The 20,804-nt window shown below is 66.9% G+C and carries 22 protein-coding genes; 16 read left to right on the forward strand and 6 right to left on the reverse strand.

Going from position 1 to position 20,804, the window contains the following annotated elements; all coding sequences use genetic code 11:
* Nucleotides 1-262: 262 nt before the first annotated feature.
* The 3 genes from ASE48_RS15675 to ASE48_RS15685 are packed head-to-tail and all read left to right on the forward strand — an operon-like array spanning nucleotide 263 to nucleotide 3,213.
* The gene (locus ASE48_RS15675) at nucleotides 263-1,114 is read left to right on the forward strand and encodes a siderophore-interacting protein (protein ID WP_057168040.1); all 852 of its coding nucleotides are present in this window, start codon (nucleotides 263-265) and stop codon (nucleotides 1,112-1,114) included.
* A 4-nt stretch (nucleotides 1,115-1,118) separates the two neighbouring features.
* Entirely contained in the window at nucleotides 1,119-2,279 is a 1,161-nt protein-coding gene (locus ASE48_RS15680; protein ID WP_057168041.1) for a lactate 2-monooxygenase, read from the forward strand.
* A gap of 55 nt (nucleotides 2,280-2,334) precedes the next feature.
* Complete coding sequence (locus ASE48_RS15685; protein ID WP_442928726.1) at nucleotides 2,335-3,213, forward strand: tyrosine recombinase XerC; 879 nt, start codon at nucleotides 2,335-2,337, stop codon at nucleotides 3,211-3,213.
* Here ASE48_RS15685 and ASE48_RS15690 read toward each other — a convergent pair.
* Complete coding sequence (locus ASE48_RS15690; protein ID WP_057168043.1) at nucleotides 3,161-3,682, reverse strand: M23 family metallopeptidase; 522 nt, start codon at nucleotides 3,680-3,682, stop codon at nucleotides 3,161-3,163. The two genes, ASE48_RS15685 and ASE48_RS15690, sit on opposite strands and share 53 nt — an antisense overlap.
* 303 nt (nucleotides 3,683-3,985) lie before the next feature.
* On the opposite strand from ASE48_RS15690, the gene rpsB reads away from it, so the two are divergent.
* The 8 genes from rpsB (at nucleotide 3,986) to ASE48_RS15730 (ending at nucleotide 13,225) form a co-directional block, all read left to right on the forward strand.
* The gene (gene rpsB, locus ASE48_RS15695; protein ID WP_057168044.1) at nucleotides 3,986-4,813 is read left to right on the forward strand and encodes a 30S ribosomal protein S2; all 828 of its coding nucleotides are present in this window, start codon (nucleotides 3,986-3,988) and stop codon (nucleotides 4,811-4,813) included.
* 20 nt (nucleotides 4,814-4,833) lie between these two features.
* Entirely contained in the window at nucleotides 4,834-5,649 is an 816-nt protein-coding gene (gene tsf / locus ASE48_RS15700) for a translation elongation factor Ts (RefSeq protein ID WP_057168045.1), read from the forward strand.
* A gap of 93 nt (nucleotides 5,650-5,742) precedes the next feature.
* Entirely contained in the window at nucleotides 5,743-7,137 is a 1,395-nt protein-coding gene (locus ASE48_RS15705) for an amidase (protein WP_057168046.1), read from the forward strand.
* Between the two features lie 109 nt (nucleotides 7,138-7,246).
* On the forward strand, nucleotides 7,247-8,419 hold the full coding sequence (locus ASE48_RS15710; protein ID WP_057168047.1) for an ABC transporter permease: 1,173 nt from the start codon (nucleotides 7,247-7,249) through the stop codon (nucleotides 8,417-8,419).
* A gap of 33 nt (nucleotides 8,420-8,452) precedes the next feature.
* Nucleotides 8,453-9,016: an FtsX-like permease family protein gene (locus ASE48_RS15715; protein WP_057168048.1), complete on the forward strand. Its 564-nt coding sequence runs from the start codon at nucleotides 8,453-8,455 to the stop codon at nucleotides 9,014-9,016.
* Nucleotides 9,017-9,018: 2 nt separating this feature from the next.
* Nucleotides 9,019-9,738, forward strand: a complete 720-nt coding sequence (locus tag ASE48_RS15720) for an ABC transporter ATP-binding protein (RefSeq protein ID WP_057168049.1) — start codon at nucleotides 9,019-9,021, stop codon at nucleotides 9,736-9,738.
* Nucleotides 9,735-11,249, forward strand: a complete 1,515-nt coding sequence (locus ASE48_RS15725) for an APC family permease (RefSeq protein WP_057168050.1) — start codon at nucleotides 9,735-9,737, stop codon at nucleotides 11,247-11,249. The genes ASE48_RS15720 and ASE48_RS15725 overlap by 4 nt, the downstream gene beginning before the upstream one ends.
* Nucleotides 11,246-13,225: a primary-amine oxidase gene (locus tag ASE48_RS15730; RefSeq protein ID WP_057168051.1), complete on the forward strand. Its 1,980-nt coding sequence runs from the start codon at nucleotides 11,246-11,248 to the stop codon at nucleotides 13,223-13,225. The genes ASE48_RS15725 and ASE48_RS15730 overlap by 4 nt, the downstream gene beginning before the upstream one ends.
* A gap of 12 nt (nucleotides 13,226-13,237) precedes the next feature.
* Here ASE48_RS15730 and ASE48_RS15735 read toward each other — a convergent pair whose 3' ends face one another.
* Nucleotides 13,238-13,663, reverse strand: a complete 426-nt coding sequence (locus tag ASE48_RS15735) for a MarR family winged helix-turn-helix transcriptional regulator (protein WP_057168052.1) — start codon at nucleotides 13,661-13,663, stop codon at nucleotides 13,238-13,240.
* Nucleotides 13,664-13,708: 45 nt separating this feature from the next.
* Here ASE48_RS15735 and ASE48_RS15740 point away from each other — a divergent pair, with 45 nt between their 5' ends.
* From ASE48_RS15740 to rlmN, 5 genes are all read left to right on the forward strand, one after another.
* On the forward strand, nucleotides 13,709-14,401 hold the full coding sequence (locus ASE48_RS15740; RefSeq protein ID WP_057168053.1) for a class I SAM-dependent methyltransferase: 693 nt from the start codon (nucleotides 13,709-13,711) through the stop codon (nucleotides 14,399-14,401).
* A gap of 126 nt (nucleotides 14,402-14,527) precedes the next feature.
* Nucleotides 14,528-15,286: a UMP kinase gene (pyrH, locus tag ASE48_RS15745; RefSeq protein WP_057168054.1), complete on the forward strand. Its 759-nt coding sequence runs from the start codon at nucleotides 14,528-14,530 to the stop codon at nucleotides 15,284-15,286.
* The gene (gene frr / locus ASE48_RS15750; protein ID WP_057168055.1) at nucleotides 15,283-15,840 is read left to right on the forward strand and encodes a ribosome recycling factor; all 558 of its coding nucleotides are present in this window, start codon (nucleotides 15,283-15,285) and stop codon (nucleotides 15,838-15,840) included. The genes pyrH and frr overlap by 4 nt, the downstream gene beginning before the upstream one ends.
* A complete protein-coding gene (locus tag ASE48_RS15755; RefSeq protein WP_057168056.1) occupies nucleotides 15,840-16,709 on the forward strand; it encodes a phosphatidate cytidylyltransferase in 870 nt (289 codons plus the stop codon). The genes frr and ASE48_RS15755 overlap by 1 nt, the downstream gene beginning before the upstream one ends.
* Nucleotides 16,710-16,797: 88 nt before the next feature.
* Nucleotides 16,798-17,895 (forward strand): 23S rRNA (adenine(2503)-C(2))-methyltransferase RlmN, encoded by a 1,098-nt coding sequence (gene rlmN / locus ASE48_RS15760; RefSeq protein ID WP_057168057.1) that lies wholly within the window; start codon nucleotides 16,798-16,800, stop codon nucleotides 17,893-17,895.
* Nucleotides 17,896-17,899: 4 nt separating this feature from the next.
* Here the strand turns inward: rlmN and ASE48_RS15765 are convergent, their stop codons facing one another.
* The 4 genes from ASE48_RS15765 to ASE48_RS15780 are packed head-to-tail and all read right to left on the reverse strand — an operon-like array spanning nucleotide 17,900 to nucleotide 20,782.
* Nucleotides 17,900-18,316: a nuclear transport factor 2 family protein gene (locus tag ASE48_RS15765; RefSeq protein ID WP_057168058.1), complete on the reverse strand. Its 417-nt coding sequence runs from the start codon at nucleotides 18,314-18,316 to the stop codon at nucleotides 17,900-17,902.
* Nucleotides 18,313-18,705, reverse strand: coding sequence for a nuclear transport factor 2 family protein (locus ASE48_RS15770; RefSeq protein ID WP_235571228.1), 393 nt, complete (start codon nucleotides 18,703-18,705; stop codon nucleotides 18,313-18,315). The genes ASE48_RS15765 and ASE48_RS15770 overlap by 4 nt, the downstream gene beginning before the upstream one ends.
* On the reverse strand, nucleotides 18,705-20,189 hold the full coding sequence (locus ASE48_RS15775; protein ID WP_057168059.1) for an aldehyde dehydrogenase family protein: 1,485 nt from the start codon (nucleotides 20,187-20,189) through the stop codon (nucleotides 18,705-18,707). Before ASE48_RS15775 ends, ASE48_RS15770 begins: the two co-directional genes overlap by 1 nt.
* A 53-nt stretch (nucleotides 20,190-20,242) precedes the next feature.
* Nucleotides 20,243-20,782: a TetR/AcrR family transcriptional regulator gene (locus ASE48_RS15780; RefSeq protein WP_057168060.1), complete on the reverse strand. Its 540-nt coding sequence runs from the start codon at nucleotides 20,780-20,782 to the stop codon at nucleotides 20,243-20,245.
* Nucleotides 20,783-20,804 lie beyond the last annotated feature (22 nt).

The raw sequence follows: 20,804 nt of genomic DNA on the forward strand, positions 1-20,804 counted from the left end.
GTTCCCGCAAGATGTGCGAGCCGGCGATTCGCCTGTTGGCAGGAGCAGGGGGCGGGCGATCGTCGTGGCTCGTGAAAGAGAGTGTCCAGCAGGGCAATTCATGTCATCCGGGGTCCACGTTGCCATCCGTGCGGGTGTGCGGCACCGGGCGGCGCCGCACGGTGCGAGGCGCGAACGGGTCCGGCGCTGTAGCCGACCACCATCGGGCGGCTGCTCGTACAGTGGTCATGAGATCAGCTAAAAGTATTGTGGGAGGCTCACTATGGCGGGACGTCCGATTCACACCTTCGAGGTCATCAGCAGCGAACAGCTGGCACCGCACATGATCCGGTTGGTGCTCGGCGGTGTCGGGTTCGACACCTTCACCCCCGGCAAATACACCGATTCCTACGTCAAGATCGTCATCGTCGACCCGGATGTCGACATCGTGTCGCTGCCGCACCCGCTCACCCTGGACAGCTTCAACGTGCTGCCCGAGCACAAGCGCCCGACCGTGCGCACCTACACCGTGCGCTCGGTCGACGACTCGCTGCGCCAGATCTCCATCGACTTTGTCGTGCACGGTGAGCAGGGTGTGGCCGGCCCCTGGGCGGCCGCCGCCCAGCCCGGACAACCGGCCTATCTGATGGGACCGTCCGGCGCGTACGCCCCCGATCCCGCCGCGGACTGGCATCTGCTGGCCGGTGACGAATCCGGGCTCCCGGCGATCAGCGCGGCCCTGGAAGCGTTGCCGCCCACCGCGATCGGCAAGGCCTTCATCGAAGTTAGCGGACCCGACGACGAGATCGAGCTCACGTCGCCCGACGGAGTCGACGTGCACTGGATCTATCGCGGTGGACGCGCCGACCTCGTCGGCGAGGACAAGGCCGGGGACCACGCGCCACTGGTCACCGCGGTCAAGGAGATGCTGTGGCTGCCCGGTCAGGTCCAGGTGTTTGCCCACGGCGAGGCGCAGGCCGTCATGCACAATCTGCGTCCTTACCTGCGCAAGGAACGCGGGGTGGAGGCGAAGTGGGCGTCCATCTCCGGGTACTGGCGCCGCGGTCGCACCGAAGAAACTTTCCGGCAATGGAAGGCGGAACTGGCCAAGGCGGAGGCGGGCCAGCGAGACTGACCCCATGGCATTCGGCGATTACCAGCTCGAGATCTATCTGCAGGGCCTGGCCGGGGTGGTGCCATCGCTGCCGATGGCCTTCGCCGAGCTGGAGTCCAGGGCACAGTCGGCGATGTCACCCTCGGTGTGGTCCTACGTTGCCGGCGGCGCCGGCGATGAACGGACCCAGCGGGTCAACGTCAGCGCGTTCGAACACTGGGGGCTGATGCCGCGGATGGGCGTCGGCGCCACCGAACGTGACCTCAGTGTCGACCTGTTCGGGATCACGTTGCCTTCGCCGGTGTTCATGGCACCCATCGGCGTCACCGGTATCTGCAGCCGCGACGGCCACGGCGATCTGGCCGTCGCCCGCGCCGCCGCCCGCACCGGCGTGCCGATGACGGTGTCCACGTTGACGGCCGACCCGCTGGAGGAGGTGGCCGCCGAGTTCGGGGACACCCCGGGGTTTTTCCAGCTCTACACGCCCAAAGATCGCGACCTCGCGGCCAGCTTCGTGGCCCGGGCCGAGGCCGCGGGTTTCAAGGCCATCGTGGTGACCCTGGACACCTGGGTGCCCGGCTGGCGTCCCCGCGACCTGAGCACGTCGAATTTTCCGCAGCTGCGTGGGCACTGCCTGTCCAACTACTTCAGCGACCCGGTGTTCCGGGCGAGCCTGCCGCAGTCCCCGGAGGAGAACCCGCAGGGCGCCATCCTCAAATGGGTGTCCACCTTCGGTCAGCCCGTCACCTGGGACGACGTCACCTGGTTGCGCTCGCTGACCCGGCTACCGTTGCTCGTCAAGGGCATCTGCCATCCCGACGATGTGCGCCGCGCCCGCGGCACCGGCGTCGACGGCATCTACTGCTCCAACCACGGCGGCCGCCAGGCCAACGGCGGCATCCCGGCGATCGACTGCCTGCCCGAGGTGGTGGCGGCCGCCGACGGGCTACCGGTGCTGTTCGACTCCGGCATCCGCAGCGGCGCCGACATCGTCAAGGCCCTCGCGCTGGGCGCCACCGCGGTCGGCGTGGGACGTCCCTACGTCTACGGTCTGGCACTCGGCGGCACCGACGGTGTGGTGCATGTGCTGCGTTCGTTGCTGGCCGAACTCGACCTGACCATGGCGATCGACGGCTACCCAGGGTTGGCCGATCTCACCCCGGACACGCTGCGGCGCGTCCACTAGACAGCGCGCAGGCATCTGCGACGGTAGGACGGTGAGCAAGCCCGACCTCGAACCGCTGCTGGAGGAGTTCGACGAGTACCTGGCGCTGCAACGCGGTCGTTCGGCCCACACCCGCCGCGCCTACCTGGGCGATCTGCGGTCGCTCTTCGACTTCACCGGCGGCGGTCTGGACACCCTGACCCTGCCCAGGTTGCGGTCCTGGCTGGCCGCGCAGGCCGGTGCCGGAGCGGCACGCACCACGCTGGCCCGGCGCACCTCGGCGATCAAGACGTTCACCGCATGGGCGCTGCACCGCGGCCTGCTGAGCACCGATCCCGCTGCGCGGCTGCAGACCCCCAAGGCGCACCGCACCCTGCCCTCGGTGTTGCGCCAGGACCAGGCGCTCGACGCCATGGACGCCTTGAATTCCGGTGCGCAGCAAGGTGATCCACTCGCGCTGCGGGACCGGCTGATCGTCGAGCTGCTGTACGCCACCGGCATCCGGGTCAGCGAACTGTGCGGGCTCGACATCGACGACGTCGACCGCTCGCGCCGACTGCTGCGCGTGCTGGGCAAGGGCAACAAGCAGCGCACCGTGCCGTTCGGCGAGCCCGCCGAGGACGCACTCTCGGCCTGGCTGGACCGCGGCCGGCCGGAGCTGGTGAAACCGTCCTCCGGCGCCGCACTGCTGCTGGGCTCGCGCGGCGCCCGTCTCGACCAGCGCCAGGCCCGCACTGTGGTGCACCAGACGATGGCCGCTGTCGACGGTGCCCCCGATATCGGTCCGCACGGCCTGCGCCACAGTGCCGCCACCCATCTGTTGGAAGGTGGTGCCGATCTGCGCGTCGTGCAGGAACTGCTGGGCCATTCGACACTGGCCACCACCCAGCTCTACACCCACGTCACCGTCGCGCGGCTGCGTGCGGTGCACGATCAAGCGCATCCACGGGCTTGAGCACGACCGGGGTCGACGCCAGCAGGGCCAACGGATCCACATAGTCCGCGCGCGCCGCCGGGCCCCACATCGCCCCCCAGTGCAGGCAGGCCCGCACCGGGCAGCCGGCATGCCCGTCGAGCAGCACACCGAGCGCGGTCCCGGTCTCCACCCGCTGCCCGGCCCGCACCGCGGGGTGTACCGGCTCGTAGCTGGTGCGCAACCCGCCCGGATGCTGCACCGACACCAGTGGTCGGCCCGCCAGCTCACCGGCGAACACCACGGTGCCGCCGGCACTCGCGAACACGGGCTGACCTGTGCTGCCGGCCAGATCCACGCCGCGATGCCCACGCGTCCAGTTCGGTGCCGGCGCGTCGAACCCGCGGGTCACCGCCGCGGGCCGCAACGGCCACTGCAGCCGGCCGGCCTCCGCGCCCGCCGGGGCGGCGGCGGTCAACGCGGCCACCATGAGCACCGCCGCACACCTCATCAACCCAGTTCAGCGTCTCGAACTCGACCCCGGAAGCCCCACTCGGGCAAACTGTGGATGAACCGGGGACTGTGCACTACTCGGCTGGTAAAAGCACAGGTTCCCACGGTGTAAACTTCTTCCCGCAGCTCACATCCGTGGGCTGACTTCGCGCGTCTGCACCGCAACCCGCACCACAGGTTGCAACCAGCATGCCGGGCGGTCCTGATCCGGGAAACCGAGTCGGGTCCGGCAGCCGCAGTCGCCAGGGTCCGGATTCACCCGATTCCGGACGTCAACCGACAACGAAAGCAAGGCACAGCCATGGCTGTTGTAACCATGAAGCAGCTGCTCGACAGCGGCGCTCACTTCGGGCATCAGACCCGACGCTGGAATCCCAAGATGAAGCGGTTCATCTTCACCGACCGCAACGGCATCTACATCATCGATCTGCAGCAGACGCTGACCTACATCGACTCGGCCTACGAGTTCGTGAAAGAGACAGTCGCTCACGGTGGATCGGTCATGTTCGTCGGCACCAAGAAGCAGGCGCAGGAATCCATCGCCGAAGAGGCGACCCGCGTCGGCATGCCCTACGTCAACCAGCGCTGGCTGGGCGGCATGCTCACCAACTTCCAGACCGTGCACAAGCGCCTTCAGCGGATGAAGGAGCTTGAGGCCATGGAGCAGACCGGTGGCTTCGAAGGTCGCACCAAGAAGGAAATCCTCATGCTCACGCGTGAGAAGAACAAGCTCGAGCGCAGCCTCGGTGGTATCCGGGACATGGCCAAGGTTCCCTCGGCCGTCTGGGTCGTCGACACCAACAAGGAGCACCTGGCGGTTGCCGAGGCTCGCAAGCTGAACATCCCGGTCATCGCGATCCTGGACACCAACTGCGATCCCGACCTGGTCGACTACCCGATCCCGGGTAACGACGACGCGATCCGCTCGGCCGCCCTGCTGACCAAGGTGATCGCCTCCGCGGTCGCCGAGGGCCTGCAGGCACGCTCCGGTGCCGGCAAGACCGAAGCCGGCGCCGAAGGCGCCGTCGAGCCGCTCGCCGAGTGGGAGCAGGAGCTGCTGGCGGGAGCCACGACCAGCCCCGCCGCCGACAGCCCCGTTGCTGCCGAGCCCACCACCGACGCCTCTTAAATCTCCAGGAGACAGCTGTTATGGCGAACTACACCGCTGCCGACGTCAAGCGACTGCGGGAGCTGACCGGCGCAGGAATGATGGACTGCAAGAACGCGCTGGCCGAGAGTGACGGCGATTACGACAAGGCCGTCGAGGTGCTGCGTATCAAGGGTGCCAAGGATGTCGGCAAGCGCGCCGAGCGCGCGACCGCCGAGGGCCTGGTGGCAGCCAAGGACGGCGCACTGATCGAGCTGAACTCGGAGACCGACTTCGTCGCGAAGAACGCCGAGTTCCAGGCGTTGGCCGAGCAGGTCGTCACCGCCGCGGCAGCCTCCAAGGCTGCCGACGTCGACGCCCTCAAAGCCGCCAAGATCGGCGACATCACCGTCGAGCAGGCCATCGCGGACCTGTCGGCCAAGATCGGCGAGAAGCTCGAACTGCGCCGCGCGGCATACTTCGACGGTCAGGTCGAGACCTACCTGCACAAGCGTGCCGCCGACCTGCCGCCCGCCGTGGGCGTGCTGGTCGAGTTCACCGGCGACTCGCAGGACGCCGCGCATGCGGTGGCCCTGCAGATCGCCGCGCTGAAGGCCAAGTACCTCACCCGTGAGGACGTGCCGGCGGACATCGTCGCCAACGAGCGTCGTATCGCCGAGGAGACCGCCAAGGAGGAGGGCAAGCCGGAGCAGGCTCTGCCCAAGATCGTTGAAGGTCGCGTCACCGGCTACTACAAGGACGTCGTGCTGCTCGATCAGCCGTCGGTGTCGGACAACAAGAAGTCCGTCAAGGCGCTGCTCGACGAGGCCGGCGTGACCGTGACCCGGTTCGTCCGGTTCGAGGTCGGTCAGGCCTAGGTAAGACCCCAGCAGAACCCCGCGTCACCTCGGTGACGCGGGGTTCTCTGCATTTCGGCGACCGCGCTGGTACGTGCTGGTACCGTCGGCGGCATGGCACGCATCCACGCATTCGGTGACGACGCTCTCGGTGACCTGGACGCGGTCGGGCTGGCCGCTGCCCTGCGCAATGGCGCGGTATCGCGCGCCGAGGTGATCGAGGCCGCCATCGCACGTGCCGAGACCGTCAATCCCGCCCTGAACGGACTGGCCTACCGGGCCTTCGACACCGCCCGCGGCGCCCGCCCGCACGGTGGCTTCTTCTCCGGCGTGCCCACCTTCGTCAAGGACAACGCCGATGTCGCCGGCATGCCCACCATGGACGGCACCGACGCCTGGACGCCGCGCCCCGCCCCGGCGGACGGCGATTTTGCGCGCACCTACCTGGGCACCGGGCTGGTGGCCCTGGGCAAGACCCAACTCTCCGAGTTCGGCTTCAGCGCCGCGGCCGAGCATCCCCGCCTCGGCGCCGTGCGCAACCCGTGGAACACCGACCACACCGCCGGTGCCTCCTCGTCGGGCTCGGGTGCCTTCGTGGCCGCCGGGGTGGTCCCCATCGCGCACGCCAATGACGGCGGTGGTTCCATCCGAATTCCGGCGGCCTGTAACGGTCTGGTCGGTCTGAAACCGTCACGCGGCCGGCTGCCGCTGGACAAGCAGATGCGTCAGATGCCGCTGCGCATCGTCGCCAACGGCGTCGTCACCCGGTCGGTGCGCGACACCGCGGCCTTCTACCGGGAGGCCGAACTACTGTGGCGCAACCCGAAAATGCCGGCCATCGGCGACGTGACCGGCCCTGGTGACCGACCGCTGACGATCGCGTTCACCACGGAATCTATTGCCCGCGAGGCCAGTCCGGAGATCCGTGAGGCCACCCTGAAAACCGCCGCGCTGCTGGAGGGCCTCGGGCACCGGGTCACCGAGATCGCCAACCCGATTCCGCGGGCCTTCATCAACGACTTCCTGCTGTACTGGTCGCTGCTGGCGTTCGCCTTGGTGCGCGGTGGGAAGAAGACCTTCGGGCCCAGCTTCGACCGCCACAAACTCGACAACCTCACCCTCGGCCTGGAACACCTGGCCGCCCGTAACCTGCACCGGATGCCGCTGACCGTCGCGCGCTTGTCGCGCACCCGCAGGATCACCGCACGACTGGGCAACCAGTACGACGTGCTGCTCACCCCGACCCTGGCCGAGGTGACCCCACCCGTCGGGCATCTGGACCCGACCGCGGACTATCAGCAGATCATCGACCGGCTCACCGAATGGGTGGCGTTCACCCCGCTGGCGAATGTCACCGGAGATCCCGCAATCTCGTTGCCGCTGGGCCGATCCGCCGCCGGGCTGCCGATCGGGATGATGTTCGGCGCCACCACCGGCCAGGAACGCCGGCTGCTCCAATTGGCCTTCCAGCTCGAAGGGGCCAGCCCGTTTGCGCGCATCCAGGACTGATGCACGACGAAATCCGTTGCGAGCCGGACACCTTGTTGTAATCGCAACCGGATTCGCGTAACTCCGCCGATACCGCGAATCGTGTTCGACGAAACACGGCGCGCTCACCATCTTCCTCGTGGAGCCCCTCGCACCCACAATCGTTCGGTCACCGGAGATCGCCCGCACATCGGGGAACACTTTCGGGTGCCTTGTCCGATTTGCGGTCGCGAACATCCGGCGGCGTCCAGAACGCTTTGTGCTAGCCGTCCTCGGCATCGCCCTGGCGATCGCCTGTGTCACCGTCGTGCGCACCATCTCGGCGAGTTTCGCCATCACCGGCGAAGATTCGGTCACCGATGTGCTCGGCGACGCCCAGCTGTGGGTGGTGCCGGCCGGCGGCGTGCACTACGACCCGGACGCCCAGGCGCTGATCGCCGACGGGCCTGCCCCCACTTTCTCCCCGCCGCAGGAATGGACCGCGACCCGGACACTGTCGGGGACCACCACCCTTGACGGGTCACTCGTGTCGCTACGCGGTGCGGACGCCGTCGCCGCGGGCCGGGCGGTCGTCGGTGCGGGCCTGGCTGACCGGCTCGGTATCGCACCGGGCGCGACTGTGGACATCGGTGGTCAGCCACTGACCGTCGAGATCTCCGGCAGCGGTCAATCCATCACCGTGCCAACAAGTCTGGCTTCCTCACTGGTCGGCGAGAACGGGTGGTGGACAGTTGCCGCACCGGCCGGTGAAGAGCACCGCCGCAACCTCGCGGGTGAGTTCGGAACCGCCACCGGCCTGCCGGCGACATCCGACCCATCCGTGCAGCCCGACGCGACGGGCCCCGGACTCATCTACGACACGGTCGGCGGGTCGGGACCGCTGACCTTCGAACAGAAGTTCTCGGCGCTGTTCTCCGGCAAAGTGACCAGCTCCACGCTCGGGGTGATCTCGACCATCGGCCTGATCCTGGGGTTCGTCATCGCGGTGTCCTCCTTCCTGGCGGCGGTCGCCGAACGCAAACGCGAGTTCGGCATCATGAGCAGCATCGGATTGGCCGACGAGGTGCTGTACTTCTTCCTCGTCGAATCCGGCATCACCTTCCTCACCGCCTACCTCGTGGGTGTCCTGGGTGCGGGAGTGGCTGTCGCCCTGGTCATCCCGGAAATCGCGACGCTCACCGCGTGGGGACAGGCCGCCGGGATGGTGGCGGCGTTCATCCCCGCCATGGCGATCGTCGGCGCGCTGGTTCCCGTGCACCGGCTGCTGCAGCAGCGGCCCGTCGACCTGCTGGGGGGGCGATGAGCGCCTGCGCGAAGAGGAGAGGGTCCAGCTGAGATGAAGTACGGACTCACCTACGGTTGGCTGTCGGCGCGACGCCGGCTGCGCGAGATGATCCTGCCCGCCGTCACCACCGCGACCGGCGCCTTCCTGGTGGTCATCGTGTTCGGGATGTCCGACGGCATCAGTGCACAGTCCGCGTCACTCGGTAACGCCGACGAGATCGGCGCGGCGGTGGTGCTCATCGCCGTGACGGTGCTGCTTGTCGGTGTCGTCGAGGTGGCCGTGGCCACCACCCGCACCGTCGCCAACCGCACCCGCGAGCTCGGAGTCCTTGGCGCCAATGGCATCCCGCGGCTTCCGGTGGTGGCCGCCCTGCTCGTGGAGCCCGTCGTCGCGGCCGTGGCGGGTGCGGTCGGCGGCGCGGGCCTGGCGGTGCTCACCGGCATCGTCCTCGATGTCACCGGGCTCGCACCCGCCGGTGTGGACGTCGGCGGCCTCGCCCTCGGGGCTGCCATCGCGGTCGCGGTCAGCATCGTTGCGGCCGTCGCCACCAGCATCATCCCGACCTGGAATGCCGCATCGCGGCCACCGATCCGATCCCTGAGCAGCGGAGGATAACCATGACCGCCATAGACGAAACCCCCGTCAAGGTCGACGCCCCGGCCACCCCGGCTCCCGTCGTCGACGTCTCCGACGTATGGAAGCTGCACAAGCTCGGCGATGAGGTGGTCAAGGCTCTCATCGCCGTTGAACTCCAGGTCATGCCAGGGGAATTCGTCTGTCTGATGGGGCCCAGCGGCAGCGGCAAGTCCACCCTGCTCAACATCATGGGCGGGCTGGACCGGCCGACCAAGGGGTCGGTGAAGGTGGCGGGCCAGCACACCGAGACGCTCAGCGAGAGCCAGTTCGCCGCACTGCGCCACGACACCATCGGGTTCATCTTCCAGAGCTACAACCTGATCCCGTTCCTGTCGGCCGTTGAAAACGTGGAACTGCCATTGATGTTCGAGCCGTACGACCGCAAGGCGCTGCGCAGGCGCGCCACCGAACTGCTGGAGATCGTCGGGCTGGGGCATCGGGTGCACCACCAGCCGACCAAGATGTCCGGCGGGGAACAGCAGCGCACCGCCATCGCGCGGTCACTCATCAGCAATCCCACGCTTGTGCTGGCCGACGAACCCACGGCCAACCTGGATCACCGTACGGGGGAGACGGTGGTGCGCATGCTGCGCGACCTGTGCTCGACGCTCGGTGTCACCGTCGTCGCCAGCACCCATGACCCTACGGTGGCCGACGAAGCGAGCCGTGTCGTTCGAATGAAGGACGGACAGATCGTATGACTGCAGAGTTAGAGGCGCCGACAACAGTGGACCGCGACAAGCTCATGACCACAGAGCTTGTCCCCGAACAGATCCTGCCCAAGGTGATGACCACGTTCGGCCTCACCGCCGCGTACGTGTTCATCATCTGCTGGATCACCGGATCCTCGGTGATGGCCGGCGGTGGTTGGACCGCAATCCCGATGTGGGTGCTGGGCATCCTGACCTTCCTGGTCCCCGCCGGCATGGCGGTCGTCGAACTCGGCAACCTGTGGCCGGGCCAGGGTGGTGTGTACATCTGGGCGACCCGCACCATGGGGGAGACGTGGGGCTTCATCGGCGGGTATCTGTCCTGGGTGCCGGTGATCCTGAACGCGGCATCCTCGCCTGCGATCGTTCTACAGTTGCTGTTGCTGGCCTTCCACACCGAGATCGGGCTTACGGCGAGCATCATCCTGCAGTTGGTCATCCTGTGGACCGTGATCGGTCTGGCGCTGGCCAAACTGGCGGCGAACCAGAAGATCATGAACATCGTCTTCGTCGTCTACGGCGTACTGACACTGACCATCTTCATCTCGGGTCTGCTGTTCGCCGTCAACAACGGCTCGGCGACACCGTTCAGCTGGGCCGAGGCCACCATTCCCAACTTCGCCGTGGCCGGCTTCCTGTACGGCACGGTGCTGTTGTACCTGCTGGGTGTGGAGACCCCCTACAACATGGGCGCGGAGTTCCTCTCGGTCCGCAAGAGCGGCCCGAAGATGATCCTGTGGGGGTCGGCCGCGCTGGTCGCGATCTACCTGCTCACCACACTCGGCACCATGATGGCGCTGCCGGGGGATCAGATCGATCCGGTGACCGGCGTGATCGGCATGCTCGATGTCGCGGGCTTCCCGGGATTGATGGAGATCGGCGCCGTCGTATTGGCGTTCATCATCATCGTCGCGCTGATGACCTACCAGGTGGCCTACTCCCGGTTGATCTTCGTTTCCGGACTGGAGCGCCATCTGCCCCGCATCTTCACCCACCTGAATCCGCGGACCCGTAACCCGGTGACGGCCATCCTGATCCAGGGCGTGCTGTCATCACTGATCCTGGTGGGGTTGTACTCGCAGAGCAGCATGGCCAACGTGACGGTCTACCTGCAGGGCGGCCTGAGTACCGTATGGCTGTTGTCCGGGTTCTTCTTCCTGGTCCCGGTGGTCGTGGCGCGCAAACGGTACGCCGATCGCTATGCCGCCGAGACGTTCTGGCGGATTCCCGGCGGGATGGTGGGCGTGTGGCTCACGGTCATCGTCGGCTCGCTGGCCACTGTTGGTGGCATCTACTACTCGTTCGTCACCCCGTGGATCGATGTGCCGCAGGCGACCTGGATGACCTGGGTGGGATGCATCAGCCTGGGCATGTTCGCGCTCGGCCTGACCGTCTACATCTTCGGGCGCCGCTCGGCGCACAAGGTCTCCCAGGACGACGCACTGGCCCACCTGGCCGTTTTCGACCTCACCAAGAAAGAAGCGGAGGACACCACCACATGACGATGGACAGCACCGTGCTGAGTGCCGAACTCACCGAGGACGCCACTCGGTACCCCCTCGATCCGCTGTCCGGCGCCGAGATCGAGGCGGCCGCCGCCGTCATCACCGGATCCGACTATGCGACACCGACGCTGAAGTTCGTGATGATCAGCCTGGCGGAACCTGCCAAGACCGCCGCCCTGACATTCGAAGGCGCTCAGGTACCGCGGCAGGTGTTCGCCACGATGTACGACGCCGCGGCCAAGATGATCTACGAGGCCGTCGTCGATATCGATGCGCGCGTCATCGAATCCTGGACGCCGATCCCCGGGCGCTTCCCGTCCTATCTCGTCGAACACATGACCGGGGTGGAGGAAAAGGTCCGGGAGGATCCGCGCTGGCAGGAGGCAATGCGTAAACGCGGCGTCACCGACTTCAGTCTGGCGATGATCGATCCCTGGCCCGCAGGCTATTACGGAGCCGGAGACCACTACGACAACTCTCCGCTGATCTGCCGTCCGCTGACGTTCATGCGGGCAGCGCCCTCCGAGCACGGCTACGCGCGCCCCGTCGAGGGTCTGATCGTCACCTTCGACCTGGACAAAATGGTGGTCCTCGACATCGAGGACCACGGGGTGGTGCCGCTGCCCCCGACAGCGGGCAACTACGACCCGAGGTTCATGTTCGACGAGAACAACCGGCCGGCGTTCACCGAGTTCCGCGACGATGTCAAGCCCATCGAGATCACCCAGCCCGACGGTCCGAGCTTCACCGTGGACGGGTGGAAGGTGCAGTGGCAGAAGTGGTCTCTGCGGATCGGCTTCAATCCCCGCGAGGGCATCACCCTGCACGAGGTCACCTACACCGACCGCGGTCAGACGCGTCACATCCTGTATCGGGGATCGCTGTCGGAGATGGTGGTGCCCTACGGCGACACGGCGCCGACGCACTGGAACAAGAACGTGTTCGACATGGGTGAGGTCGGGATGGGCTTCTCGGCCAACCCGCTCACCCTGGGGTGCGACTGTCTCGGCGAGATCCATTACTTCGACGGTACGGTCAACGACTCCGACGGCAATGCCGTCACCATCCCGAACGCCATCTGTATGCACGAGGAGGACTTCGGCATCTCCTGGAAGCACACCGACTTCCGCACCGGTGAGGTCGAGGTACGTCGATCGCGGCGGCTGGTCGTCTCGATGATCTGCACCGTCGGCAACTACGAGTACGGGTTCTTCTGGTACTTCTACAACGACGCCTCGATCGAGGTCGAGGTGAAGTTGTCGGGGGTGCTCACCACCGGTGCGGTCGAAGTCGAATCCGGGGAACAGCCGCGCTGGGGAAAGATGGTCGCACCCGGCATCTACGGCCCGAATCACCAGCACTTCTTCAACTTCCGGCTCGACATGAGCGTCGACGGCACGGGAAACAGTGTCTACGAGGTGGATTCGATTCCCGAGCCGGACCCGGAGCTCAACCCGCACCACAACGCCTGGATCACCCGGGACACGCTCGTGGCATCCGAGTCCGACGGTGCGCGCGACTGGAACTGGTCCACCGGCCGGTATTGGAAGGTGACCAATCCGTCGAAGAAGAACGAGCTCGGCATCCCGGTGGCCTACAAGCTGGTACCCAAGGATGTCGTGCCGGTGATGGTGCAGGAGGGCTCCTACATCTACGACCGCGCCCGGTTCCTGCAGCACAACCTCTGGGTCACCAAGTACGACCCGGCCGAGAAATTCGCCGCCGGGGACTACATGTACCAATCGGCCGATGTGCAGGGGCTGCCGGACTTCGTCGCCGACGATGCGCCGCTGGAGGACAGTGACGTGGTGCTCTGGTACACCCTGGGCGCGCATCACATCGTACGACCGGAGGACTGGCCGGTGATGCCGTGCGCGTACACCGGTTTCCACCTCAAGCCGATCGGTTTCTTCGACGGAAACCCGGCGCTGGATCTGCCACCGTCACCACCGAAGGCCTGTCACGGGCACTAGGTCTGAACGGGATCAGTCGGTGCCGACGGCGGCCAGGATGCGTTTGAGCGCATCCCGGTCGCCGTCACTGACATGTCCGAGCACGCGGGTCTCCGCGGCGCGCACCCCGGCGTCGGTGCGCTTGAGCAGCGCCAGGCCTTCGCGGGTCAGCTGTGCGGGTAGCGCCCGGCCGGACGAGACACTCGTCGGCCGCGATACCAACCCGCGGCTCTGCAACCCGCGCAGCACCATGTTCATCGCCTGCGGCGACACCGCGAGATCGCGGGCCAGTTCGGCATTCGAGCGCCCCGGGGCCTTGGACAGGATCCGCATGCAGATGTATTGCGGGAAGCTCAGTTCCAGAGGCTCCAGCACAATGGTGGTGACCTCGGTGCGCAGCGTTTGTGCCACCCGGTGCAGGAGATAGCCGAGCGGCTGGTCGTGCAGGGGCTCAGCCATGTCAACAATATTGACACATATCAACCAGATTGATATACCGGAGTGATGACCAGACCACAGCCATCGCATGGGGAAATGTTCGAATCCGCCTACCGCGGCGACGCTCCGGAGTTCGAGGGCGCCCGTCCGCCGTGGAGCATCGGTGCTCCGCAACCCGAGATCGCCGCATTGATCGACGCGGGCAAGGTGCACGGCGACGTCCTCGACGCCGGATGCGGCGAGGCCGCCACCGCGCTGACGCTGGCCGAACGCGGGTTCACCGCCGTGGGCCTGGACATGTCCCCGACGGCCATCGAGCTGGCCCGCGCCGAAGCCGCCACCCGCGGCCTGGACAACGTCACCTTCGAGGTCGCCGACATCAGCGCCTTCACCGGCTACGACGGCCGGTTCGGCACCATCATCGACAGCACGCTGTTCCACTCCATGCCGGTGGAACTGCGCGAGGGATACCAGCAGTCCATCGTGCGTGCGGCCGCGCCCGGAGCCTCCTACTTCGTGCTCGTGTTCGACGCCGCAGCGGTACCCGCCGGCGGACCGATCAACGCGGTGACCGCCGACGAACTGCGTGAGGTGGTCGGCAAGTACTGGCAGATCGACGAGATCCGGGCCGCCCGCATCCACGCCAACCTGCCCGATGAGGTGGTCAACGCCGGCGTCTTCGCCGGTAACGACATCCGCGATGAGGGCAACGGCCGCAGGTCGGTGGGGGCGTGGTTGCTGGCTGCGCACCTGGCCTGATCGCGCCGACCGGCGCGCCCCGGCCACCCGGACGTGGCCAAGCCGCTGTGATGAGGCAGGATTGGTGACGCCGTCCGTGCGGAATCGCCTGGGTGGCGATTCTGTGTCGGGACAGCAAGGAGTCTGATGGCGGAGCCAGACAAGGCCGGCCCGGGAGTCATCCGGCCCGCGTACTCACGTGTGCTGCTGAAGCTCGGTGGCGAGATGTTCGGTGGTGGACAGGTCGGTCTGGACCCCGATGTTGTGGCCCTGGTGGCCCGCCAGATCGCCGATGTCGTGCGCGCCGGTGCCCAGGTGGCCGTCGTCATCGGCGGCGGAAACTTCTTCCGCGGTGCCCAGCTGCAGCAGCGGGGCATGGAACGCACCCGCAGCGACTACATGGGCATGCTCGGTACCGTCATGAACAGCCTTGCGCTGCAGGACTTCCTGCAAAAGGAAGGGATCGACACCCGCGTGCAGACCGCCATCACCATGGGTCAGGTCGCCGAACCCTACATCCCGCTGCGCGCCCGACGGCACCTGGAGAAGGGCCGCGTCGTCATCTTCGGCGCCGGTATGGGCCTGCCCTACTTCTCCACCGACACCACCGCCGCCCAGCGCGCCCTGGAGATCGGTGCCGAAGTGGTGCTGATGGCGAAGGCCGTCGACGGGGTGTTCACCGACGACCCCCGCAAGAATCCCGATGCCAAGCTGCTGACCGCGATCACCCACCGCGAGGTGATCGATCAGGGACTGCAGGTCGCCGATTCCACCGCATTCAGCCTCTGTATGGACAACGGCATGCCGATCCTCGTGTTCAATCTCCTCACCGACGGAAATATCGCCCGAGCGGTGGCAGGTGAGAAGATCGGAACACTGGTCACCACGGACAAGGAGACACCGTGATCGACGAAACCCTCTTCGACGCTGAAGAGAAGATGGAGAAAGCGGTGACGGTGGCGCGCGACGACCTGTCGTCGATCCGCACAGGCCGGGCCAACCCGGGCATGTTCTCCCGGCTGAACATCGAGTACTACGGTTCACCGACGCCGATCACCCAGCTGTCGAGCATCAACGTCCCCGAGGCGCGCCTGGTCGTCATCAAGCCCTACGAGGCCAGCCAGCTCAAGCCGATCGAGGACGCCATCCGCAACTCGGACCTCGGTGTCAACCCGTCGAATGACGGCAACGTCATCCGGATCTCGGTGCCTCAGCTCACCGAGGAACGCCGCCGCGAACTGGTCAAGCAGGCGAAGTCCAAGGGCGAGGACGCCAAGGTCTCGATCCGCAACATCCGCCGCAAGGCGATGGAGGAACTGGCCCGGATCAAGAAGGACGGCGAGGCCGGCGAGGACGAGGTGGGGCGCGCCGAGAAGGATCTCGACAAGAGCACCGGGCAGTACACGACGCAGATCGACGAGCTGGTCAAACACAAAGAAGGCGAGCTGTTGGAGGTCTGATGACCTTTCAGCAGGGCAGTCCAGTGGTAGACCCCGAACCACCGAAGAAAACTTCGCGCGCAGGTCGCGACCTGCCGGCCGCCATCGCGGTCGGCGCCCTCCTCGGCGGATCCCTCATCGCCATCCTGTTGTTCGCACCGCTGGTCTGGGTGGGCGTCGTCGCCGCGGCGATGGCGGTCGCCACCCACGAGGTGGTGCGCCGCCTGCGGGACGGCGGGTTCTCCATCCCGGTGATCCCGCTGCTCCTCGGCGGGCAGGCGATCGTCTGGCTGACCTGGCCCTACGGCGCCACCGGCGCGCTGGGCGCGTTCGGCGCAACCGTGGTGCTGTGCCTGATCTGGCGGCTGGTCAGCGGCGGTCTGAGCGCCGCGCCCACCAACTACCTGCGCGATGTCGCGGTGACGGTCTTCCTGGCCGCGTGGATTCCGCTGTTCGGCGCCTTCGGTGCGCTGCTGATCTACCCGGAGGACGGTGCCGGTCAGGTGTTCTGCCTGATGCTGGGCGTGGTCGCCTCCGACGTCGGCGGGTACGCCGCGGGCGTGTTGTTCGGTAAGCACCCCATGGTGCCCGCCATCAGCCCCAAGAAGTCCTGGGAAGGGCTGGTGGGCTCACTGGTGCTGGGCATCGCGGTGTCGGTGCTGACGGTGCAGTACCTGCTGGACCAGCCGGCGTGGGTGGGTATCCCACTGGGCATCATGCTGGTCGTCACGGGCACCCTCGGTGATCTGGTCGAGTCTCAGGTCAAGCGCGATCTGGGCATCAAGGACATGGGCACCCTGCTGCCCGGGCACGGCGGCCTGATGGACCGCCTCGATTCGGTGCTGCCGTCCGCGGTGGCCACCTGGATCGTGCTCACCGTACTGACCTGATCCCCGGGTCGCTGCGCTCCTGCCCGCCGAACGTAGATCCCCAGGATTCGTGGCCACACCGTCCGCGGTGAGATACTGGTGGGACATCATGGCCATCTCCCTTCCGCTCGTTTTCGACGCCCCGCGACGCGCTCTGCCGCCGCGGCATCTCGCCGACCTCGATGCCGACGGCCGTGCCGCCGCCGTTGCCGAGCTGGGACTGCCCAAGTTCCGGGCGAAACAGCTGGCCAACCAGTACTACGGGCGGCTCATCGCCGACCCCCGGCAGATGACCGACCTGCCGGCCGCGGTGCGCGACCAGGTCGCCGGAGCGCTGTTTCCCAGCCTCATCGAGCCCGCCAAAGAGATCCAGTGCGACGCGGGGGAGACCCGAAAAACGTTGTGGCGGGCGGTCGACGGCAGCACCTTCGAGTCGGTGCTCATGCGCTATCCGCAGCGCAACACCGTGTGCATCTCGTCACAAGCCGGCTGCGGGATGGCCTGCCCGTTCTGTGCGACGGGTCAGGGTGGGCTGCAGCGCAACCTGTCCACCGCCGAGATCCTGGAGCAGGTGCGGGCCGCGTCGGCGGCCATGCGCTCCGAGCATGACGGCCGGCTCTCCAACATCGTCTTCATGGGCATGGGGGAGCCGCTGGCCAACTACAACCGGGTGCTGGCCGCCGTGAAGCGCATCATCGCTGCGCCGCCGGAAGGTTTCGGGATCAGCGCCCGCTCCGTCACGGTCTCCACGGTCGGGCTGGCTCCGGCGATCCGCAAGCTGGCCGACGAGCGTCTCGGCGTGACACTGGCCGTCTCGCTGCACACCCCCGATGACGAACTGCGCGACACCCTGGTGCCGGTGAACAACCGCTGGAGCGTCGACGAGGTGCTCGATGCCGCGCGCTACTACGCCGACAGCACCGGCCGGCGGGTGTCCATCGAGTACGCGTTGATCCGCGACGTGAACGACCAGCCCTGGCGCGCCGACCTGCTCGGCAAAAAGCTGCACAGCAAGCTGGGGCCGCTGGTGCACGTCAACCTCATCCCGCTGAACCCGACCCCGGGCAGTGAATGGGACGCCAGCCCCAAACCCGTCGAGCGCGAGTTCGTGAAACGCGTCATCGCCAAGGGCGTGTCCTGCACGGTGCGTGACACCCGTGGCCGCGAGATCGCGGCGGCCTGCGGACAGCTGGCGGCCGAGGGCTGAGCCCTCACCGTGCCGGCGGGTTGCTGAACCAGACGTTCTCCTCACGCAGGCTCCGGCTGCGCCAACCTTCGGCGGTCCGCGCCAGCTCATGGTGGTAGTACCCGCCGCACGCGCTCTGGGTGTTCATGCCCGGCAACTGCATCGGGTTGTAGAACATGGCCTGCACCTGTGCGACATCCCCGTCGATATCGGCCTCGACGTTGGTGATGTAGTGCATGCTCCACGGAATCGTCGCGAAACCCGCTGAGAGCCAGTCGATCACCTCCTCGCGGCTACCCGCGATCGCGCCGGCCGAGGTGTAGTCGATATGCGCGTCCTCGGTGAAGACCGAGCGGTAGAGCTCCCAGTCCTTGGTGTCCACCCCGCGGGCATAGCGGGCCAGCAGCGCCCGGATCTCCAGTTGGTCTTCGGCCCAGCTCATCTGGCCACCTCCAGTCGTAGATTGCAGATGCGCCAGCCCGCCGCGGTGCGCACCAGATCGTCATGCCAGCGGCCGGCGAAATAGGTGATCTCATCCGAGCCGGGAAGCGCAACGGCGTTGAACCACATGGCAATTGTCTGTGCGCGATCCCGCTCGACGGTGCTCTCGACATTGGTGACGTAGTGCATGCCCACCGAGATCGAGCCCTGATGGCGCCCGAGATAGCCGACCGCGTCCTCCACCGTCCCGACCACCAGGCCGGCCGCCGAATAGTCGACCCGTGCATCGTCGGTGAACAATGCGCGGTAGGACGCCCAGTCCTTGGAATCCACCGCGCGGCAATACCGGCTCAGCAGGGCCTCGATCTCCAGTTCGTCGGTGACCGACACTATTCGGGCATGCCGATGGTCTTGGCGGCCAGGTACTCCTTGTAGCCCTCCGCGCCGTTGCGGTAGCCCAGCCCGCTCTGCTTGGTGCCGCCGAACGGGCTGTCGATACCGAAGTGGCTCTTGCCGTTGATGGTGACGTTGCCGGTGCGCATCCGGGTGGCCACCGCGAACGCCCGGTCCAGATCGCCGCCGCTGACCTCCCCGGACAGCCCGTAGATGGAGTTGTTGGCGATCGCGACGGCCTCGTCGTCCCCGTCGTAGGGGATGACGGCCAGCACCGGCCCGAAAACCTCCTCCTGCGCGATCTGGCTGTCCGGGTCGACATCGGCGAGCAGGGTGGCCTGGGTGTAGTAGCCCACCGGCAGCTTTTCCGGCACACCGCCGCCGGTGACCAGCCGGGCACCGGACTCGACGGCGCTCTTGACCAGACCGAGCACCTTCTGCCGCTGCGTCTCGCTGATCTGCGGGCCCTGCATGTTCGCCGGATCCCATGGATCGCCGACCGGGAAGTTCTCCATCATGTTCTTCATGATCTCGATGCCCTCGTCATAGCGGCTGCGCGGCAACAAGATCCGGGACGGCAGGATGCAGGACTGGCCACTCATCACGCAGGCCATCAACGCGGCCATCGGCAGGGCCATGGTGAAGTCGGCATCGTCGAGCACGATGTGCGCGCTCTTACCGCCGAGTTCCAGCAGCGTCTTCTTCACCGTCGGCGCACCCGCGGCCAGGATCGCCCGGCCGGTCGCGGTCGAGCCGGTGAAGGTGATCATGTCCACCCGCGGGTCGGCGGCCAGCGCGGCGCCCACCTCGTTGGCATTCGAGACCACCACGTTAAACACGCCGGGCGGGATATCGGTCTCCTCGGCCACGATGCGGCCGTACTCGCTGCCCGACCACGGGGTGAGCTGCGCGGGTTTGAGGACCACCGTGTTGCCCGCCATCAAGGCGGGCACCGTCTCGGCGATGTTGAGGTAGAACGGCACGTTCCACGGGGTGATGGCGCCGACAACGCCGACGGCCTCGTAGTGGATCTTGCGCCGGGCCGGCCCCATCGGGGTGTCATGCACACCGTTGTCGGCCAGGTACTCGAAATTCTTGCCGTGCTCGGCCCAGTGCTTCACCTCTTCGATCGGGCTCTCGATCTGGCTGCCGGTGACCTTCACCGGACAGCCCACCTCGGTGATGAGCACCCGGCGCAGATGGTCCTTGTTGCGCTCCAAGGCCTCGTGCAGCTGGGTCAGGCAGTGGTAACGGAAATCGAGGTCGCGGCTCCAGTCGGTCTCGTCGAAGGCGCGCCGCGCCGCGCCGACCGCGCGCGCCATGTCGTCGGTGGTGCCGTCGGTGGCCTGGCCGGCCACCTGCTCGTCGGCGGGGTGGATCACGTCGAACAGCGCTCCGCTGGCGGTGAGCTGGAGCTCCCCGTCGATGAGCATGCGTTGTTCGCCGGCCAGGATTCCTGTGTCACTCTGCACGCTGGTCATCTGCTCAGCATTACAAATCGGCGCGGCAGTGTCAGCCCCTTGGGCCGAATCGGTTACTTGATGCCGACGGCGTGCCGCAATTGCGCGAGGAACTGTCCCTCGTCGTCGCTGCGGACGATGTAGTGCGAGATCGCGACCCGGATTGCGGTGGACGCCTTCACCTGGGCATTGGCCCCGGAGAGCAGTTTGAGCAGACGTGCCCGCATCACCGGGATCACGTGGGTCAGCTGGGCAATCACGACCTCTGGCTCGATGTCGACGACCCGGACCCCGGAGTAGGACTGCTGGTACTCGACGATGAATCGCAGTGCGGCGTCCAGTTTTTCGGTGCCGCGCAGGCCGGCGGTGGCGGTGCTGATCCCGGTGTCGAACATCTCGCGCTCGTAGACCCCGAACGCGCCGAGCAGTTCCTCCTTGGAGGCAAACCAGCGGTACAGCGTGGGCCGGGAAACCCCGGCCTGTAGCGCCACCTCGGACAGACTCAACTTCGTCTGTCCGCTGCGCCCGAGCACCTCGGCCGTCGCGGCCAGGATCCGGCGCCGCGTCGAGGTGTCCTCTGCGGCGTCGGTGTGCGCGGAAAGGGGCTTGTTCACGGTACCGATGGTAGTGGTTGTG

It is taken from the genome of Mycobacterium sp. Root265, from assembly GCF_001428895.1.
Lineage (GTDB): Bacteria > Actinomycetota > Actinomycetes > Mycobacteriales > Mycobacteriaceae > Mycobacterium.

Bases quoted from the DNA above. Each gene is read 5' to 3' on its own strand.
- rpsB (WP_057168044.1), top strand. From the start codon at position 3,986: ATGGCTGTTGTAACCATGAAGCAGCTGCTCGACAGCGGCGCTCACTTC.
- ASE48_RS15725 (WP_057168050.1), top strand. From the start codon at position 9,735: ATGACTGCAGAGTTAGAGGCGCCGACAACAGTGGACCGCGACAAGCTC.
- ASE48_RS15755 (WP_057168056.1), top strand. From the start codon at position 15,840: ATGACCTTTCAGCAGGGCAGTCCAGTGGTAGACCCCGAACCACCGAAG.
- ASE48_RS15740 (WP_057168053.1), top strand. From the start codon at position 13,709: ATGACCAGACCACAGCCATCGCATGGGGAAATGTTCGAATCCGCCTAC.
- ASE48_RS15680 (WP_057168041.1), top strand. From the start codon at position 1,119: ATGGCATTCGGCGATTACCAGCTCGAGATCTATCTGCAGGGCCTGGCC.
- ASE48_RS15690 (WP_057168043.1), bottom strand. From the start codon at position 3,682: ATGAGGTGTGCGGCGGTGCTCATGGTGGCCGCGTTGACCGCCGCCGCC.
- ASE48_RS15720 (WP_057168049.1), top strand. From the start codon at position 9,019: ATGACCGCCATAGACGAAACCCCCGTCAAGGTCGACGCCCCGGCCACC.
- ASE48_RS15705 (WP_057168046.1), top strand. From the start codon at position 5,743: ATGGCACGCATCCACGCATTCGGTGACGACGCTCTCGGTGACCTGGAC.
- rlmN (WP_057168057.1), top strand. From the start codon at position 16,798: ATGGCCATCTCCCTTCCGCTCGTTTTCGACGCCCCGCGACGCGCTCTG.
- tsf (WP_057168045.1), top strand. From the start codon at position 4,834: ATGGCGAACTACACCGCTGCCGACGTCAAGCGACTGCGGGAGCTGACC.
- ASE48_RS15715 (WP_057168048.1), top strand. From the start codon at position 8,453: ATGAAGTACGGACTCACCTACGGTTGGCTGTCGGCGCGACGCCGGCTG.
- pyrH (WP_057168054.1), top strand. From the start codon at position 14,528: ATGGCGGAGCCAGACAAGGCCGGCCCGGGAGTCATCCGGCCCGCGTAC.
- ASE48_RS15730 (WP_057168051.1), top strand. From the start codon at position 11,246: ATGACGATGGACAGCACCGTGCTGAGTGCCGAACTCACCGAGGACGCC.
- ASE48_RS15775 (WP_057168059.1), bottom strand. From the start codon at position 20,189: ATGACCAGCGTGCAGAGTGACACAGGAATCCTGGCCGGCGAACAACGC.
- ASE48_RS15765 (WP_057168058.1), bottom strand. From the start codon at position 18,316: ATGAGCTGGGCCGAAGACCAACTGGAGATCCGGGCGCTGCTGGCCCGC.
- ASE48_RS15675 (WP_057168040.1), top strand. From the start codon at position 263: ATGGCGGGACGTCCGATTCACACCTTCGAGGTCATCAGCAGCGAACAG.
- ASE48_RS15735 (WP_057168052.1), bottom strand. From the start codon at position 13,663: ATGGCTGAGCCCCTGCACGACCAGCCGCTCGGCTATCTCCTGCACCGG.